We start from the raw sequence: 19,381 nt of genomic DNA, 5'->3' as shown, positions 1-19,381 counted from the left end.
AGTCGTTCCTCCTTTACAATTTGAATAAAACCTTCAATGATTCTGCAGATTTCTTTACTAACTGAAATCCTTCTTCAAAAGATTCCACTGGTAAACGATGACTTATCAGCCCCTCAATATTTATTCTCCCTTCTTCTATAAATTGAATTGCTGCTTCAAAATCCCTTGGTGAAAAACATCTCGTTGTAGATAGAGATAATTCTCTAAAGTGCATTTTTGCTAAGTCAATCGTTGGCGAATTTTTAAATACACTTACTACCATAATTTCGCCTTGAGTCTTAATCGCAGATATCATTTGATCTGCAGTAATTTGGTTTCCAGCAGCTTCAAAAACGACATCGGAGCCAATTCCTTTTGTTATTGATTTTACTTCTTCAATTAAGTCCTTTTCCGTCGAATTAACGGTATGAAGACCATAGGATGCTGCAACTTCTAAACGATAACTACTGATGTCAGAAATAATGACCTTCGCTGCACCAGCAAGCTTAGCGATAATTCCAATTAAAATTCCAATTGGCCCAGCACCCAATATAGTAACTACATCACCTACTTTAAATTTTGATCTTCTAACTGTGTGTATAGCTACTGCTAAAGGTTCTATTACAGCTGCCTCGTCTTCCCTCACGTGATTAGAAAGAATGTGTAAATTTTCAATGGGGATTTTAGCATATTCTGCAAATCCTCCATCTAAGTCTATGCCAATATACTTTAAATTCTCACAGATATGATAGTTTCCTGATTTACAAGGCTCACATTCACCACAATATCTAATAGGATTAATAGCCACTCTATCACCTTTTTCAAATGATGATTGTCCTTTAATCTCACTAATTTCACCAGAAAATTCATGTCCCATTACTAAGCCAGATTGTGCCCGTGGATGAACGCCCGCATAAATCATCATGTCTGTTCCACATATACCTCCATAATTTACTTTGACTAATGCCTCCCCAACATTAATCTGAGGAACATTTCTCTCTTCTAATATTAGTTTCTCTTTACCTGCATAAGTAATTGCTTTCATTTATTTCAACCCTTTCTTTCAAATACCTTTATTTAAAGAGAATACCTAATACCGTTTTTCTAGTGTCTTCAAAATGAACACTAAGTGTTTCATCAATACCAGTCATCTTCTTATCTTGCATAGCTTTTACAATATCCGCATGCTTCTTGATTAGGAAATCTACTTTTTCTTTTTCCATATTAATTCTTTTTTCAGTTGCAATTAATAAAGCTGTTACTACAATATTTTTTATACTTTTCCATACGTACATAAATCTCTTATGTTGACTTGCTTCAATAATTGCTTCATGAAAGGCAATATCTTGAATAGAAAATTCTATAAAGTCATTTCGCTTTGCAGAAATTTTCATCTGTTCTATTGAAAAATGAAGAAAAGCAAAAAGTGATTCATCAGCCTCTTCTGCACATTTTTTCATACAGAATCCTTCTAACAGGAAACGTACATCATTAATTTCTTCTAAATCTTCTTTGGTAACACCATGGATTACTGCTCCCATCCTTTCTAGGGTAATTAAGCCCTCGTTTTGAAGAATACGTAATGCCTCCCTAGCAGGAGATCTACTTGTATCATAAGTAGAAGCTATATAATTCTCAGAAATTTTGTCCCCTTTCTTCAATTTTCCTGAAATAATTTCAAATCTAATTAAGTTTGCTACTTCTTCTCCTTTTGAAGAAGAAGGTAATCTATCGATTGGAAAACTCATATTTTCACCTCTTACATACGTTGTATACAACATATACAGATGGTAGCATGATTTTTTATTTTTGTAAACGTTTTATTATATTTTTTATTGTACTTGTGCTAAAAAATCTCTAAATTTATTAAAGGAACATACCGTATATTAATATTATATTTGACTAAAACAAGCAACACCCCTTCCCCCAACAAGGTGCTGCTTGTTCCTTCTATCCTTCTCCCTGAATCGTAACCAGGCTTATCTGACTCTGATTCAAAAATCTTATTGGCAGTCCGCTCGTTCCAAGACCACTGTCAATATATAAATAACGTTCGGTTCCTAATGGATATACGCCTTCTTGTAATTCGGGAAATAGCCCTTCATCAGGGGCAATCAATGCTCCAATAAACGGCATTCTCACCTGTCCGCCGTGCGTATGTCCGCTCAATACGAGATCTGCTCTCACATCCGGATATTTTTGAACAACGGATGGTGCATGAGAAAGTAAAACGGTATAATTCTGCGGATCTGCACCTGCAAATGCCAAAGACATATCTTCATGTGCTGTTGATACATCATTCACACCAACCAGGTTAAACAGCTGTCCGGCTTTTTCCACTTTTGTATTTTCATTACGCAGAATCTGAACACCTCTATTCTCTAATCCTGTCAGGAATGCATCTTTTTCGGGGTTTTCATGCTCATGATTGCCAGTAACAAAATACGTATCCGGGTTGACTTCCGCTAATGCTTCGGCAAGATGCAAAGCTATGTCCAAATCTTTTGTTTTCCGGTCAATTAAATCACCTGTCATTACAATGATGTCGGCATCAAGGTCCTTCACCTTTTCCAGTATCTCTGAATTATCTTCCCCAAATGAACCACTATGTACATCGGTTATCTGCAATATCGTTAATTCGGAACCTGCCTCCAGCTTTGTACTGGAAAACTGCTCTTTATTCACTTTAAATACGTTGGTATCAAAATACACTTTCATCATGAAGGATAGCATCATCAGTAATAAGATGATGAAAATAATTCTTCTTTTAATTCTGCTCTTTGATTTTGTCGTATGCTTCATTTTTGGACCTCTTTATCTTTCTTCTATTTTCCGGACAGAAATCTTCATTCCAGCCATCATTTAAAAACACCAGTACCTTTAGTATACTGGTGTTTCCCCTTCAGGAAAATAGTTTTTTCAGATAATAAGGCATCTGTTTTCTCCACCAGATCCAGTCATGAGATACATCATCTCCCCACTCATCAAACCAGGCGGGAATCTGTTTCTCTGCAAACGCTTCTTTCAATGTATAGAAAGAAGGCAGTCCGTCCTGTTCCCAGTCGCCAAGCCCTGTACAGATAATGGTTTTTGCAGAGCGGTAACGGTCCATAAACCAGCCATCATTCTGATTCCAGATATAATCACTTGGTGAATTTTCATATACCAGCGGATCATCTCTATAATCTCCAAAAAAGAAACGGGCATCATACACGCCGCTAAGTGCAACGGTTGTCTGAAAAACATCCGGGTGCCGCAAGAAAAAATTCAGCGCATGATAAGCACCCATGCTGCAGCCAGTTGCCATCATCGGATCAAACCAATTTGTCTGATGTTTGATAAAAGGAATGGCTTCTCCAATCACATAACGGTCATATGCCTCATGCGCCAATGCCCGGTCGTGCGCCGGCTTGGAGTCATGCAGCCAGCTTTCACTATCTATACTGGCTAATGCAAAAAACTGTACTTTTCCAGATTCTATAAATTCCTGGGATGCATCAATCATTCCAAAATCGTTGTATTCAAAGTGCGATCCGCCGGATGAGGGAAAAACAACAATTGGCATACCGCTGTGTCCATATCTATTTAGAGGCATCTCCCTGCCTAATTCTCCGCTCCAATGGCTTAATTGTTCCATATGCATGATAGACGTCTCCTGTCTCTACTTTTCTATTTTTTTCGTTCATGTACAAAACGGGTGATCTGGTTCACTTCATCTTCTGTTTCTGCATTAATCGCATAAAATTGATTCCCCTGCAGGTGGGCAAACGCTTCCGGCATACGCTCGGCAAACTTTACCTTATCACCAAATTTGTCACGGATTGCCTTGGTATCGTTTTGATACTGATACGCATCACGTTGTGTCACGCCGATACAGAACTGATTAGGTACATCTGGCTCCTTAAATTTCCCTCCTGTCACTAGCGTTGCATATTGCGCAAATAAATCTATTGAATAAGCATAGTTATACATATCAATCGTATAGCCTCCTGCCAGACGATTATTATATTCCAGCGCGACGTAATCTCCAGTTTCTAATTGGAAAAATTCAATATGGAAAAAACGTTCTTTCATGCCAAACGTTTTCACGATGGCTTTTCCATAAGCCTCCAATTTGGGTTCGATTTCTTTTTGGATGACATAAAATAAATCCAGCTGCTCCTGAACAAGCTCTAATGTCGGCACATTATATGTGAAGCTTGTCTGAAAAACAATATTCCCTTCCTGATCCGTTAAGCCATCAAACGTACAAAGTTTTCCTCCCTCAATATAAGGTTCCAGGAAATACGCAGTTTTTTCCGCCCATTCTGCCTCAAATTGATGTACATCTTCCTCTGAGCTTAATTTAAACGTCGCGGCAGAGCCAACACCATTATCCGGTTTTGCAATCACCGGAAGACCTAATTGTGCTACAGCTTCCGTCAGTTCCTGTTTATTTTTAACAACACTTCCCTCTACTACCGGAACACCGGCTTTTCGGAACAGTTTTTTCATTTCTGATTTCAATTTTACCTTTTTTAAATCCGCTGGTTTATTTCCATACACATGAAATTGTTCCCGGAGTTGTGCATCAAGCTCTAACCAATGTTCATTATGCGATTCAATCCGGTCAATAGGGCCATGTTTAAAAAATAAAAATGCCACAGCGCGTTTTACTTCATCCAGATTCTTTAAACTTTTCACACGATAATATTCGCTTAAAGATTTCTGTAATTTCGAGCCTAATTGCTCATAGGGCTCTTCTCCAATTCCGAAAACATGCACACCTGCATCTTTCAATCGATACGCAAAATTTTGAAAATTTTTGGGATAATATGGCGAAATTAGAATATAATTCATCTTAAAACTCCTTTCCTAAACTGGGCAAAAATCATTAGATTTCTGTTAAAATACCATTTATCTCTATAAAAATCAATCTAAATTTTCGAAAATTACCAAAAAGGTGAAACGTCCATTTAAGATATTCGCCTTTCCCTTTTGAAAAGAAACAACTGCCAGGAAGAAACCAAAAACAATAAAGCCGGCGAAAATGCCAGCTCTATTTCTAAATACTTCTGACAGATGCTTCTTTCCATCTGCAACATATACTATTCATGACCAATCGGCACTTAAAAAACGCAAACATTCCGGAAGATGTTTCGACCAGAATACTTCATTATGTTCCTCATCCGAAAAAATATTTAAATCAATTTGTTCAATAGGAACATGGCCTTTGATCAGCTGCTGATAATATTTCAGGGAACAATCGATATACGCCTGCTTCATATTCCCATACATTAATTTCCGATCCGTATCATCCCCTTCTTCTGTTCCGACTTGGATATAGATACGCTGTTCCGGATCTAATGTTTCTCTTTCTATATAATGATCAAATGCTTGGCTGGTAATCCAGTTTGCAAGCGAGAAAATACCCAGGCAGCCAATTTGGTTCTTGTATTCGATTCCCATAAATGCAGAAATATTTCCACCTAAGGAACTGCCAATCATAGCCGTATGATATTTATCCGATTTGGTCCGATAGTTTTCATCAACAAAGGGCTTAACAATTTTCATTATAAATTCCGCAAATTCCGTACCTCTCCCGCCAAGCTCAATATCTTCCGGCAGCGGACTTTCCGTGATTTTCCAGGGCGTATATTCATGGATACGATCCTGTTCTCCGTTGTCGATACCAACAACAATCATTTTCGGGAGATCCGGATTCCGCTTGATCGCAGGAATAACTTTCCAGGAGTAACCGCTGAATGCTTCACTGCTGTAAAAGACATTCTGCCCATCATGCATATAAACAACAGGATAATGCCGATTTTCTTCTTTTCCATAATCCTTTGGTAATAGCACCCGTACGCGGCGTTTCTCCTTTTTATAAGCCATGGGAAGTTCATGTGTTTCCAGTTTTAAATAAAAATAGGATTGTCTCATTTCCTGCGCCTCATTCCATTATTTTTTTGCTGCGATAAGGTCATACTAATCTTCTATCGTATGGAATTCCAATGAACAGTTCTCAATCTCCCGCATGGAGGATTCTATTTCATGGATACTCTGCTGATTTTCTTCCAGGGACTGCTGAATGTTGCTGCTATTCTCTGAGATAAGTGTCATGGATTCAGAAACCCGGCTTAGGATGGCTTCTGTATCCGCTGTTTGTTCACGGACTTTTTTGACTTCCTCTTGTGTTTCTTTGATAGCTTCATGGCTGTTTGAAACCTGTTCATTTGTCTCTAGAATCAGGTTGCTTACTTCTGCAACAGCATTTTGAGATTGCTCTGCAAGTTTGCGCACTTCATCCGCTACCACAGCAAAACCTTTTCCCTGTTCTCCGACTCTGGCTGCTTCAATAGACGCATTCAAAGCTAACAAATTCGTCTGTCCTGCAATCGATTCTACAATGGAAATCACCGATTTTATTTCCTCCGCACTATTCGTCAGCTGTTCTAACCTTTCCATAACACGTGTCATATGATTATCCAAGTGCGACATGCCCGCATTCGTGCTCTGTGTCTGTTCTACTCCCTGTTGCGCAGAAGCACTTGTCGTCGCTGCAACCTCTTCTCCTTGTTTGGAAATGTGACGAATTCGATCTGCCTGCTCTACCATTTTTGCTACAGCCTGATTCGTTTCCACAGATAGGGTGTTCAACCGTTCTGCCGTTTCCTTCATGGAAGTAATCAGATTCCGGTTTTTGTCATCCATCGCATTTCTTTTTTCAGCGATATCTGCTTCATACGCTTCTAAAACAATCTGCTGTTCAAAATTTAATAACTTATTCGTTACCTGAACAGCACTCAAAAAATTTTCCCTGTCCTTATATGTATCGGATAGTAACTTGGATATTTGAAAGAAAAGCTCTTGAAAGGAGGCAATATACCATTTAGGCTCCAGACCAATATGTACATGCACCCTGGCAATCCTTCGACGCTTATCAATAAATGCTTGATTTACTTCGCCGGAAAACATTTCAATCATATGGGTTTGCAATGTTTGTTTTAAACGGTGAATGGAACTGTTATTTTCAATAATTCTCATTAATTTTGGAGAAAGGGCTAAATTATCATAGAAAGCATCGATAATGATGTTGATATTATCTTTGATTATCGGCTTTAATAATTTAGCAATAGCCAAATCTTGTTTCGTTATTTTTGATATTTGCAGTTGCAACGCCAAATCTGTTTGATGCAGATTTTCTAAAACCACGTGTTCTGCTTTACTTCGTTCCAATAAATTTGCTTCACGCTCATCTTTTCGAAAAATACTTTTCAACCAAATCACTCCTGCTATTTGTATGGTAAATTAATTCTTATTTATCTATGTTCATTCAATGAAAAGCCCTAAAAAAACGGATGTTATAGTTTAGTGGGAATCCATTGTTTATTTGTACTCATTACGAAGTCAAACTTATTCGTTTGTCTCCCTGCCATTATACAGGATATACGCTGATATAGGGTCAGAAAATGGAAGAAATGATACTTTGGTACAGAAAAAATTGTTTTACAACATACCCCTCTTTATACAGCAAATAAAAAGGGCACCGAAACCCAGCGCCCCTCTTCTTTAAATCCTATTCAAATCATCATCTTCACCTTTTGTTCTAACTACTCCTGTAATCTTTCAGCATACGTATTTTCAGGATCTTCCTGTTTTGCATCCAGTGCTTCTTTAATCGCTTTCCGCAAATCACGTTCTACTTTCCACTGTGCCATTGCCTCTGTTTTAGCAATCACACGTAAAGTAATTTCTGCAGAACCAAAGGTCTGTACACCCAGTACATCCGGGCCTTCTACGATTTTCGGATTGTCTTCCTTGATAGCATCACATGCTGCTTGAATCGTATTCACCGCTTCATCAATATTATCTGCGTATGGGATGGCAATATCTACTAACGCCTCCATACTTCCGCGGGAGTGATTACTTAACGAACCGATTTCTCTGTTTGGCACATAATTTAATGTCCCATCAAAGCTGCGGATTTGCATCGTACGCAAACCGACATCCTCTACAACACCATCAAATCCGGCAACAGTCACATAATCACCGACATCCACCTGCTTTTCTAAAAGAAGGAAAAATCCAGTAACAACATCGCTGACCAAACCTTGTGCACCAAACCCGATTGCCAGGCCTACAACACCTGCTCCGGCAATCAGTCCTGCTGCGTTAATGTTAAATATGCCCAGAATAATCACTAGCGTAATAAATATTAAAACATATGAATACACGCTTATTGACAGAGATTGTAATGTTTTCGTTCTGCCGGCAGACATTTTTCGACTAACCTGCGCTTTTGTAAAAGATTTCTTAATCAATTTTTTTCCAACCGCACGGACAATCCAAAAAACAAGCAAGGTTACAACCAGTTTTAAGATGGTCATTCCGGTGTCTAATAGGAATTGCTCCCAATTTATGTTTTCTACCCAAGCCAACCTAATCTCTCCTTTATTGCTTCCTAATAATGGATGATTATATCAAAAGGGAAATACAAAGTAAAATAAGAACAGATTCGAATATAAGTGCATATTCAAAAAACGACCCAGGCCAACCCATTATTTTATGATTAATTCCGAAAGACTTTAACGCTTTAGTATGATAAACTATTAATACGTTAAAATTTTATCATACTGAAACTAACTACGTGGGGGAATTATCTTGAAAAATATTGCTATCATTGGTAGCTCGGGCGGCAACTTGTTTAATTTAGGAGGGAAAAATCCAAGGAAATTATTAGATGAGATTAAAAATCAATGTCATGCCGCAGATTTTAACATTGCTGCCATTCAATTTATTGCTACGGAAGTTTCCATGGATCAGGCAAAAGCGGACTCAAAAACAAGCCTGTTTCGTATGGATGAAGAAGAACAGATAACACAAACTGCTACCAATACATTAGAAAAAATAAATGAACAAGCAAAAACGATCGACGAGCAAATAGCTGCTCTGATACGTAATCAAACAGTCGATGGGTTAATCGTTATGAGCGCAGATGCAAAGAGCGCGAATCAACAAACCATTGACGCAGCCGTTGAAAAGAACATTCCTATCGTTGGAACAGGTGGAACATCGATGGCAACCATCAGTACAAAAGGTGCCAATGTTATTGCTCAATCAGGAACGACGGGGACCACTAATCGAACACGAGCAATCTCGTTCATTACCTCCCTTGCAACCTATTGGGATGTGAAATATAAACCAATTATTGGTACTGCCAATAAAATGGATACGGAAAACAGCGGAAGCATTTGGAAAAATATTAATATTCGCGGCATCATGGTTTCTGCGTTACCAGGCTTTATAGCGATGGCACTCGTTCTCGCACTAAGTAAGATTCCAATATTCAGCGGTCTGCAAGATATTTTTGATGTGATGATTGGAGCACTACCGATTATTATTGCAGCAATTGCAGCAAAACAAGTATCTAATTTAGATGAAGTATCAATTGTTGCTGGTGTTGTAGCCGGCGTATTATCCGTAGATGGCGGCATTATCGGCGGTCTTATCGGCGGTATTTTAGCCGGGGTTTTCGTACATTATTTCTTTCAAAAGTGCATTCGCTGGAAATTCCCGATGACAACCGTCAATATCGTCACGGGAGGATTAGCCGGTTTACTCGCAGGGTTATTAGTCTACTTTTTATTCGCACCCGTTGCATTGTTTATCGGCGATGGAATTAAAATTGCAATCGAGTCAGCCATTGCATTTAACCCTATTCTGGCTGGACTATTAGGTGGTCTGCTCATTTGGCCAGCCATTTTAGGCGGGATATATCATGCAGCTATTCTGCCCATCGTATTATTGGAAATGGAACAAACAGGAGTAAGTTTCTTAGGAGCCATCGATATGGTTGGTTTAGTTATGGTATCTGCTGGAATCAACTTAGCAAACATGGTTGCTCCAAGAGAGAAAGGGGAAGCAGCAGCTGCAACTCCAGGGTTCTTGATTAATATGGGATTCGGAACATTTGTGGAAGCGGCTTATCCGTTCATGTTCTCTAATAAAATTGTTTTTACCGGTGCCATTCTATCAGCTGGAGTCGGCGGCGCACTAGTCGGTCTGTTTGACATTCGCGGAACAGCTTATGTACCAACATTTACTACACCATTTTTATCGGATCATCCTTTGGGCTTTGTTATTGCCATGCTTGCTTCATTTGCGCTGTCTTTTGCAGTTACTTTGATTGCAAATAAGAAAAAGAAAGTAGAAGAGGAGGGCGTAAGTGCTTAAGCGTTTAGTAGTATGAAAGAAATAGATTCCATGGTGAAAAAATCCACTAGAAAGCAAAGGTCGTCATCGATACTTGCGATGTCGACCTTTGTAATACTTATACATTCCAAACTCATTTCAGATAAAACGAAACTTAACGCAGTGAGCGTTTTTATGCTTCTCCCACTGCGTTAACTAAAATGATTCAGAGAACGATTACCCAAAATCCTTCTGCTCTTTCAACAATATAGAAACGCCGCTCTCATCCTCCTCTACTTTCCAATTCAGAGAAAGCATCTGCTTTAACTCTTCCAAAGAAGACGCATCTATATTTAAGCTCACAGCTCCCGTTTGCTGCTTCTGATAATCTTTCTCAGGTTCCTTCCCAAACTTCAACCTCAATAACCTTTCCAATCCGCCAACTGTCACGAATTTAACCGCGTAACCTTCATGAATCACTTGTTCAAAAGATGCAAAATCTTTCTCCGCCAATGTAATTAACTGTTCAAAATCAAATTTCTCGTTTAATTTCTGCCATTTTGACACATCTTTTTCTTTGACAGCCTGAATCATTTCCTCATTTGTTACGTTATTTGTACGCAATGTTTCAATCATATAAGCGTCCATTTGTGAAATTTTTGGTCTACTCATTCGTAAGTTCCTTTCTGCTTCGTATTTTGTTATTGGTTAAGAACCATTTCTTTGGTTTCTTGCGGGTAAAAACAAGCAACTCGATGATTCTTCCTATCCTTCTCTTCCAGTTCAGGAACAGCTTGTTTACAAGACGCTTGAGCAATCGGGCATCTCGTATGGAAGATACAACCCGATGGCGGATTGGCAGGAGACGGTAGATCTCCTTGGAGCGTGATGCGTTGACGTTGTCTTTCTTTTTCCGGATCAGGCAACGGAATGGCGGACAACAGCGCATTGGTATATGGATGCTCCGCATGATGATACAGCGTGTCACTGTCCGTTAATTCCATTACTTTTCCAAGATACATAACAGCAACTTTATCGGCGATATGTTTAATCACCGAAAGGTCATGCGCAATAAATACATATGTCAGTCCCAGCTCTTCCTGCAAATCTTCCAGCAAATTGATTACTTGAGCCTGCACAGATACATCCAATGCACTTACCGGTTCATCCAGAATTAATAACTTTGGTTTTAATGCCAACGCCCTGGCAATACCAATCCGCTGACGTTGACCACCGGAAAATTGATGCGGAAATTTATCTGCATCTTCTTTCTTTAAACCGACAAGTTCCAATAATTCATCAACCCGTTCTTGTAAATTCTCTGTCATTTTAAATGCTTTTAGCGGTGCTGCAATAATTTCGCCGGTTTTCATTCGTGGATTTAAACTGGTGTAAGGGTCTTGATATACGATTTGGATATCTTTGCGTAATGCATGCATCTGCTTTCTATTGTACCCCGGGATACTTTCCCCTTCAAAGTAAATATCACCAGATGTCGGCTCCAAAAGGCCTACGATTGTTCGTGCCAATGTACTTTTCCCGCATCCTGATTCGCCTACAATTCCTAAGGTTTCCCCTCGTTGCACAGTTAAACTGACACCATTAACTGCTTTCACATGTTTGGTTGGCTTCTTTAATAATTTTTCTTTTATTGGAAAATACATTTTTACATCATTTAATTCCAGTAACGGCTCAGACATTATTTGACAGCTCCTTTCTGCGCATTTTCTTCCAATTCCTGTTTCGCTTGATTGAATTCTCCTTCTGATAAGATACATGCAGCCCAATGCCCTTCTCCGCGTTCTGTTAAGGAAGGGTCTATTTCTAAACATGCCTCTTTCGCAAATGGACATCTTGGATGAAAATGACAGCCTTGTGGCCGTTCAATCAAATTGCTGGGCTGTCCTTGAATTGGTATTAACCGGCCGGATGATTCCGTATCAATGCGTGGCATGGACCGTAATAAAGACCATGTATATGGCATAGTAGAGCGATAGAATATATCTGACACGCTTCCTTCTTCTACAATCCTGCCTGCATACATCACAAGTACTCTGTCTGCAACCTGTGCAACCACACCCAGATCATGCGTGATTAGAATAATGGCGGTTCCATACTTTTTTTGAATCGTCCGCATTAATTCCAAAATTTGAGCCTGTATGGTTACATCAAGCGCTGTCGTAGGTTCATCAGCAATTAAAACTTTTGGGCGACCTGCCAGCGCGATTGCAATTAAAACACGCTGACGCATCCCTCCGGAAAACTGATGTGGATAATCTTGCAATCTCCTTTCCGGATCAGGTATACCAACGTCGGTCAATAACTCTAATGCACGCTTTTTTGCATCTTTTTTAGATTTTTTTTCGTGAGACCGAATCGCTTCGATTAATTGATCTCCAATCTTGAAAACAGGATTCAAACTGGACATCGGGTCTTGAAAAATCATCGCGATGTCATGACCTCTCATTTTGCGAATTTCTTTTTCACTCATATCAAGTATATTTTTTTCTTCAAACGAAATTTCTCCTTCAGGATAGAAAACAGGAGGAGAAGGGTTTAACTGCATGATAGAATGTGCTAAAACACTTTTCCCGCTTCCTGACTCTCCTACAATACATACGGTTTCCCCCGCTTGAATCTGGAAAGAAACATCGTCTACTGCTTTCACTATTCCGCCTTCTGTATCAATGTAGCTTTTTAGATTTTTTACTTCAAGCATTACATACCGCTCCTTTCTTAAGAAGCCATTTTTGCTTCCGTCATCCGTTTTTTCCTTTTTTTCGTCCTTTTTGCATGTGGATCAAATGCATCACGCATCCCATCACCAAGCATGTTTAAAGCAAGGACGGTAACGACAATGGCCAGTCCTGGAAAAATCGAAATCCAAGGAGCTGTAGAAATATATATTTGCGATTCTTGCAGCATATTTCCCCAAGTTGGCGTGGAAGGTTCTACACCAACTCCCAAGAAACTTAGCGCAGCTTCAGCAAGAATGGCTTTGGCAAAAATAAACGTACCCTGCACGATAATCGGAGACAGGACATTTGGCAATACATATTTGGATAGAATCACCGGATCACTGACCCCGGAAGTTTTTGCTGCTTCAATGTATTGCACAGCATTAATTTGTAATACTGCCGAACGCACAATTCTTGTCATCACCGGCCAAAAGGAAAAGGTTAACGCAATAATGATATTGGTCACACTCCCTCCCAACGCTGCAACCAGTGCCAACGCCAGAAGCAAAGAAGGAAAAGCCAGCATTCCGTCAATAACGCGCATAATAATAAAATCAGCTTTTTTATAATAACCTGCTATCAGTCCGGTTATTGTCCCTAAAACCGTTGCTAATACAGCCACTGTCACACCAACTGTTAAAGAGACTCTTGCCGCTACCACGGTTAATGCAAATACATCTCTTCCAAAGTGATCCGTACCAAACCAATGAGCTCCGGACGGAGAAAGCAATCGCTGCGTGGCATCTATAAAACCTGGAGAAACAGGGAGCCAATAATTAGCTGTTATCGTTGCGATGGTTAAAATTGCCAAGGTGGAAAAAGCAATTACATTTCTTTTTTTCTTCAGCATAGAGATATCCCCTTTTTTCTATATACATACATGTTTGAAAGTATCCGTAACTCCTTTAATCATATCGGATTCGTGGATCAAGCAATCCATAAAGCAAATCAACGAGTAAATTGATAATCACGTAGACTACAGCAATGAATAAAACAACCCCTTGAATGACGGGATAATCTCTCCGATGGATAGAGTCAATCAGCAGCTGTCCAATTCCCGGTATTGTAAATATCGTTTCAATAATGACAGTGCCGCCTAATAACCCTGCTATCGTCACACCAATCACCGTAGTTGTCGGGATTAATGCATTCGAAAAAACATGTTTCATCAGCACCATGCTTTCTTTAATGCCTTTCGCACGCGCTGTTTTGGTATAATCTTGATTTACCGCTTCCAACATTCCATCTCGTAACATTCTGGAAATTAAACCTATTTCCACAGTCGCCAGCACAAATGCCGGCAATATTAAATGGTGCAGCCATGGTATAAACCCTTCTGCAATCGGGATATATCCTGCAACCGGAAAAATCGGTATGCTGACACCCAATCCCAGAACCAGCAGCATAGCAAACCAGAATTCCGGAATGGAAGCTCCTAACAAAGATGCGGAAATAAATAATGGGTCTAATACCGTTTGTCGCTTCCAGACAACGAAAATCGCTACAGGGATAGCAATAACTAGCGTAAAAATCATGGAAATCACCATCACACTGAAGGTTGGACCAATTCTGTCCAATATAATAGATAGAACTGGTTCGGAAGAATACACAGATTCTCCTAAATCTCCTGTAAGTACATTCGTACCCCAGTCAAAAAACTGCATGACTGCCGGCTGGTTTAATCCCAATTGTTCTTCCAGCTGTTGGACTGCCTCCTCCGAGCTGTCTTCCCCAAGAATCAGGTAAGCCGGATTACCTGGAGTTAAATGAACAATCATAAAAACTATAATACTGACAATCAGCAAAACTGGAATAATAGATATCAGCCGACGTATGGTATATTGTAACAAACCGTATTCACCTCATTTGCTGTTTTACCGTTCTGCTCCTTTTAAACGGATACTACCGGCAACATATAATTTATTTAAGTAAAAAATGATTCTAAGAATAGGAAAGAAGCCACGTCAATATAGACAAAGAACATGGCTTCTTCAACATTTTCTATTGATTCTTCCAGGATCCCCAGAATTTCGGTCCAACCCAATTTTCCTCTAATTGAACCTGTTCTCCTTTAATATCAAGCCGTGTTTCATTAGCCACTTTAATAAACGGAAGTTCATCCCAAACTGTTTGATTCATTTCCGATAATATATCTGCTCTCTCATCGTCATCTGAAGCGACAGCCCAGTCATCTACTAAGTCTCGCCAACGTTCACTGTCATACCAGCCGCTGCTGTTTGTATCATTAACAAGCTGACCAAGTTCATTTGGAGAGAACCTTGTTGACCATCCAACAACAACCAAATCCCAATTAGATGGATCGCTCCATTGCTCTAAGTACGTTGCCCATTCCAGCGGAACAAGTTCAATGGAAAATCCAACTTCTTCTAACTGCTGTTGCATCACTTGGGAGATTCGCTTATAAATTTCCGAATCATTAGAATGTAATACTTTTAACGTCTCGCCATTATAATCGGATTCCTCTAATAATTCCTTAGCCCGTTCCGGGTCATAGTTTAAATATTCTTCCGTTCCTTCCTCTGAATAAAGCTGTGTCTGTTCCGGATCAAACAACGCTCCGTCAAAGGAATAAAAATCACTATTTCCGTACGTTGCCTCCGCCATTGCTTCTTTATCTAATGCCAGATTTAAAGCTTCTCTTACTTGAATATCATCAAATGGTGCTTCTGATTTATCCGGCGTAATCGTTGAGTAACCATTAATATAGCTGACAGAATCAATGGAAGGGTCAGACTCTGCAACATCATATAAATCATTCGGTATACTCAAGGCGTAGTCATATAAATCTGTTTTAATACCATTAATGGCAACTTGCGGATCTTTCACAATCTCAAAATTTAATGCATCAAAGTAGGCGTTTTTTTGACCTGCTAACCCGCCAAGGTCTTCTTCTTCCCGCGGTGAATAATCTTCATATTTCGATAAGAGAATGTCGCTTCCCCGGTTCCATTCATCAAATTGGTAAGGACCTGTTCCTACCAACTGTTCCGGCGTTAACGGCTGCTCCCCTGCTTCTTCAGCAATTTCTTCTGGAATAATCATCAAAGCACTTTTAGGTGCACTCATATCAGATAAAAAAGCGTTGTATACTTCCGTCAATTGAATTTCAATCGTTTGATCATCCACGATGGTGACAGAATCTATGTATTTATCTGATTCTTGCCCTACGGAAGAAACCGTTCTCCATCTGTCCAGTGAAGCAACCACATCTTCTGCAGTTACATCGGAACCATCATGAAAGGTCACATCGTCTCTTAAAGTGATAGTATAAAGCGTTTCATCTTCACTAACTGTGAAATCTTCTGCTACAACTGGCTGTACTTGATAGTCACTATCCGGTCCCAGCAGCGGTTCAAAAATATGCCAGGCAATATCTCTCGTTGGCGTAGCACTGGTTGCCATCCAATCGAGCGTATCCGGCTCCGAAGGGTAAGCAACGTTTAATGTTCCTCCTTCTACCGGTTCTCCTTCTGGTTCCGTATTTTCAGTTCCGTCAGCAGATTCTTCCTGACTTCCGCATGCAGCCAGCCAAAATACGGAGAAAATCGAAATTATAATAAAACGAAAGCGTTTGTTCATCCTGTATATCCCCTTTTAAAAAGTTATATTCGCCTTTTCATCCAGGCATTTTATCTTAAAATAAATAATGGTGAATGATAGATGCAAATGCCTTTTCTATATTTACTAATGCTCGTTCATCAATGTCAAACCGTGGATGATGATGTGGGTAATGCGTAGCTTCATCCTCATTTCTTGAACCAATTCGAAAATACGTTCCCGGTTTCTCTTCCAAGAAATAAGAAAAGTCCTCTGCTCCCATTACCGTAGCTAATTCTACGACATTCTCTTCATCAAATGTTTCTTTAAATAACTCTCTGGCAACGTCTGTTTCTGCTTTATGATTAAACAGTGCAGGATATCCCCTTAAAAAGTCTAACTCATAAGTTGCATGGAAAGCCGTTGTAATCCCATCAAGAATAGAACGAATCTCGTTTTCTACTTTATCCCGTACCTCAGGCTCAAAGGTTCGAACTGTTCCTTCAATTCTGACTGTATCCGGTATCACATTAAACGCATTTCCCGCTTGAAAAACACCAATAGTGACGACTGCTGATTGCAAAGGATCGATTTGACGGCTCACAATTTTCTGCAAAGCCTCTACGACACTGGTTCCGATGACAAGGGTATCCGTCGATTCATGCGGACGGGCACCATGGCCGCCCCGGCCTTTAATATCAATTGCAAACTTATCTACCGCCGCCATCCGGCGTCCTTCTCCGACTGCTGCCTTTCCAAGCGGAATATCCGAAGCCAGATGTGCACCAAATACATAATCCACATCATCCAAAATACCTTCTTCAATCATAAATTTTGCTCCGCCTGGCGGTGTTTCTTCCGCTGGTTGAAAGACAAATACAATACTTCCTTTTAGTTTTTCTTTATGTTGACTGATCACTTTCGCCACTCCAAGTAAAGCTGCCGTATGTCCATCATGTCCGCACGCATGCATGACTCCAGGTTTTGTAGATTTATAAGGTGTTTCCTTCTCATCTTCAATTGGCAATGCATCAAAGTCCGCACGCAATGCAATTTTCTTTCCGGGCTCACTGCCTTCTAAAACACTTATGAGACCATTACCACCAATATTTTTCTGCACCTCAAGCCCAAAACTTTTTAATTTTTCTTCAATATATGCTGCTGTATGTACTTCTTGAAAGGATAATTCCGGGTGCTGGTGCATGTATCTTCTCCAGCCTTGCACTTCTTCAAAGGACTGTTCCAATTGTGCATGAATCGAATCAATGATTTTATCTTTTGTGTCTCCCATTTCAAAACCCTCCGTTTAATCATTTTTTTAGAAACTTTCATTCTATTTTCGAAATATTAATTAATCATAAAGCATATTAAACTGAGTTGTCAACTAGGTTTAATGATATTATTTTAATAAAATAAGAAGTTTTGCCCAAAATGACATCCCTTCTTATTTTATTCATCCGACAAAATTGCTTACTTTTTAGACGCTTCTTTAAACCAATCTGCTTTTTCCATATGTACGAATGGAATATCTGTGTCAATCGTTCCTGTGACGGCAGATATGGGAAAATCATTCCCTTTTAACCATGAAGCAAAGTCAAATATAACAGGCTGCTGATCACCGCCCAGAGCAAGCCATGCTTCTAATGTTGATGGGAAATATGCAGAAGTATGTATCGTACCTGCCCACTGACCATATAGTTTAGAAAATACACCGTTTTCTGTTCCGTTTAACAGTTGAAATGCTTCTTCTTTATTTAGCAAACTTGATTGATGGTTTTCCATCATTTCTAAACGTCTTTTCGAATCCTTCAAATAATGGCGGTTTTCCTCCTTCATTATTTGAAAATGATTTGTACATGCTGTTCCCTTTCTAACTTCGACATTTCTTGGCGAAGCTTCTACGATAGTTGCTTCCGTATGTTTATGATCAAATAATACATAACTAAATGAACCACGATGCGGGATTTGCTTTAGTAACGAAACAGCTTCGTCTATATCGGCACATGTTTCTAAAATCATTCTTCCAATCATATAGCAGACAAAACCGTCTTTTGGACGTTTGCGATGCATAAAGGTATACCCCATTGCTAAACCTTTTTCATTCATTCCGTCACAACGTCCCGTTACTTTCTGCGTAACGCCTATCACCGCATAGCCTGTATCCGCAGGCTGAAACGCCGAAAAAAAACCGTCATAAGTTTTAGGATGATAATCATAATTACGGATTAAATAATCCTTTCCCGTTAAAATGGAACATCCAGAACGGTTCAATTTCACACGATATCCTCCAAATTCAAGCAAAACTCTTTCCATTGGCCATTCAAGCGCTTCTGCAAAGCCTAATAATTCTTCCCAAATTGCCGGTGCGATTTCTTGAAAAATCCTTTTTGTTTCTTGGATATTAATCGAAAATAACGGCGTTCTTACCTTCCATTGATTTTCACGATTTTTTATTAAGATATGATTTTTTACTAAAGTACCTTGATGGTAGCCAAATTCATAATGCGTACCTCGAAATTGAATAACATTTGTACTGACCCTTTTCATAAGAACCCCCTTGTATTTCCTATATCATTCTTAGCGTACTAAATATCACCGGCAAATGAAACACATTTGATTAGGAAATAATCTGATTCTTTTTGAGCGGACACTAATCAAACAGAAGCGTCTTGAAAAGCATGTACTTATAATGAAATGATATTTAATACAATACCGCATAATAAAAGAACGATTGCAGTTAGTTCCATTAGACATACACCATTTTCTGTAGCCTGCAGCCATTAATATAATGGGTTGTCTAGATGTTATTTCTCAGACGTAAGGGGCTCTATCCCAGCGTTGTCAAATCGTATGACGACCAGCAGAATATAATGGTGTTGACTCCAAGAAATTGATAGATTCTGGACGACTATTTCAAGATGGGGGATAAGAGA

The 19,381-nt window shown here is 39.4% G+C and carries 17 protein-coding genes; 1 reads left to right on the top strand and 16 read right to left on the bottom strand.

Annotated elements, in window-relative coordinates; genetic code table 11:
- Positions 1–13: 13 nt before the first annotated feature.
- The 8 genes from B7E05_RS09450 to B7E05_RS09415 form a co-directional block, all read right to left on the bottom strand.
- Positions 14–1,024, bottom strand: coding sequence for a zinc-dependent alcohol dehydrogenase (locus B7E05_RS09450; protein WP_080873958.1), 1,011 nt, complete (start codon positions 1,022–1,024; stop codon positions 14–16).
- A 28-nt stretch (positions 1,025–1,052) separates the two neighbouring features.
- Positions 1,053–1,727 (bottom strand): GntR family transcriptional regulator, encoded by a 675-nt coding sequence (locus tag B7E05_RS09445; protein WP_179134512.1) that lies wholly within the window; start codon positions 1,725–1,727, stop codon positions 1,053–1,055.
- A gap of 202 nt (positions 1,728–1,929) precedes the next feature.
- Positions 1,930–2,781: a metallophosphoesterase gene (locus tag B7E05_RS09440; protein WP_080873956.1), complete on the bottom strand. Its 852-nt coding sequence runs from the start codon at positions 2,779–2,781 to the stop codon at positions 1,930–1,932.
- A gap of 100 nt (positions 2,782–2,881) precedes the next feature.
- Positions 2,882–3,622: an esterase family protein gene (locus tag B7E05_RS09435; RefSeq protein WP_080873955.1), complete on the bottom strand. Its 741-nt coding sequence runs from the start codon at positions 3,620–3,622 to the stop codon at positions 2,882–2,884.
- Between the two features lie 26 nt (positions 3,623–3,648).
- Positions 3,649–4,818: an ATP-grasp domain-containing protein gene (locus tag B7E05_RS09430; protein ID WP_080873954.1), complete on the bottom strand. Its 1,170-nt coding sequence runs from the start codon at positions 4,816–4,818 to the stop codon at positions 3,649–3,651.
- A 252-nt stretch (positions 4,819–5,070) separates the two neighbouring features.
- Entirely contained in the window at positions 5,071–5,901 is an 831-nt protein-coding gene (locus B7E05_RS09425; RefSeq protein WP_080873953.1) for an alpha/beta hydrolase, read from the bottom strand.
- Positions 5,902–5,946: 45 nt separating this feature from the next.
- Complete coding sequence (locus tag B7E05_RS09420; protein WP_143833208.1) at positions 5,947–7,239, bottom strand: globin-coupled sensor protein; 1,293 nt, start codon at positions 7,237–7,239, stop codon at positions 5,947–5,949.
- 332 nt (positions 7,240–7,571) lie between these two features.
- Complete coding sequence (locus tag B7E05_RS09415) at positions 7,572–8,399, bottom strand: mechanosensitive ion channel family protein (RefSeq protein WP_143833207.1); 828 nt, start codon at positions 8,397–8,399, stop codon at positions 7,572–7,574.
- A gap of 223 nt (positions 8,400–8,622) precedes the next feature.
- Here B7E05_RS09415 and B7E05_RS09410 point away from each other — a divergent pair, with 223 nt between their 5' ends.
- Complete coding sequence (locus tag B7E05_RS09410; RefSeq protein ID WP_080873951.1) at positions 8,623–10,194, top strand: PTS sugar transporter; 1,572 nt, start codon at positions 8,623–8,625, stop codon at positions 10,192–10,194.
- A gap of 195 nt (positions 10,195–10,389) precedes the next feature.
- On the opposite strand, the gene B7E05_RS09405 is transcribed toward B7E05_RS09410, so the two are convergent.
- From B7E05_RS09405 to B7E05_RS09370, 8 genes are all read right to left on the bottom strand, one after another.
- Positions 10,390–10,824, bottom strand: a complete 435-nt coding sequence (locus tag B7E05_RS09405) for a hypothetical protein (RefSeq protein ID WP_080873950.1) — start codon at positions 10,822–10,824, stop codon at positions 10,390–10,392.
- A 29-nt stretch (positions 10,825–10,853) separates the two neighbouring features.
- Positions 10,854–11,852 (bottom strand): ABC transporter ATP-binding protein, encoded by a 999-nt coding sequence (locus tag B7E05_RS09400; protein WP_080873949.1) that lies wholly within the window; start codon positions 11,850–11,852, stop codon positions 10,854–10,856.
- Positions 11,852–12,871, bottom strand: coding sequence for an ABC transporter ATP-binding protein (locus B7E05_RS09395; RefSeq protein WP_080873948.1), 1,020 nt, complete (start codon positions 12,869–12,871; stop codon positions 11,852–11,854). The genes B7E05_RS09400 and B7E05_RS09395 overlap by 1 nt, the downstream gene beginning before the upstream one ends.
- A gap of 17 nt (positions 12,872–12,888) precedes the next feature.
- Positions 12,889–13,740, bottom strand: coding sequence for an ABC transporter permease (locus B7E05_RS09390; RefSeq protein ID WP_080873947.1), 852 nt, complete (start codon positions 13,738–13,740; stop codon positions 12,889–12,891).
- A gap of 55 nt (positions 13,741–13,795) precedes the next feature.
- Positions 13,796–14,740 carry an ABC transporter permease gene (locus B7E05_RS09385; RefSeq protein WP_080873946.1) on the bottom strand — a complete coding sequence of 315 codons (945 nt, stop codon included), beginning with the start codon at positions 14,738–14,740 and terminating at the stop codon, positions 13,796–13,798.
- Positions 14,741–14,891: 151 nt separating this feature from the next.
- Positions 14,892–16,490, bottom strand: coding sequence for an ABC transporter substrate-binding protein (locus B7E05_RS09380; RefSeq protein WP_080873945.1), 1,599 nt, complete (start codon positions 16,488–16,490; stop codon positions 14,892–14,894).
- Between the two features lie 55 nt (positions 16,491–16,545).
- On the bottom strand, positions 16,546–17,739 hold the full coding sequence (locus B7E05_RS09375; protein ID WP_143833206.1) for a M20 metallopeptidase family protein: 1,194 nt from the start codon (positions 17,737–17,739) through the stop codon (positions 16,546–16,548).
- 179 nt (positions 17,740–17,918) lie between these two features.
- Positions 17,919–18,995: a C45 family autoproteolytic acyltransferase/hydrolase gene (locus B7E05_RS09370; protein ID WP_080873944.1), complete on the bottom strand. Its 1,077-nt coding sequence runs from the start codon at positions 18,993–18,995 to the stop codon at positions 17,919–17,921.
- Positions 18,996–19,381: the final 386 nt, after the last annotated feature.

It is taken from the genome of Oceanobacillus timonensis (assembly GCF_900166635.1).
GTDB lineage: Bacteria > Bacillota > Bacilli > Bacillales > Amphibacillaceae > Oceanobacillus > Oceanobacillus timonensis.
The sequence above is the reverse complement of the archived record's forward strand: the minus strand, read 5'-3'. Positions and strand labels throughout refer to the sequence as shown.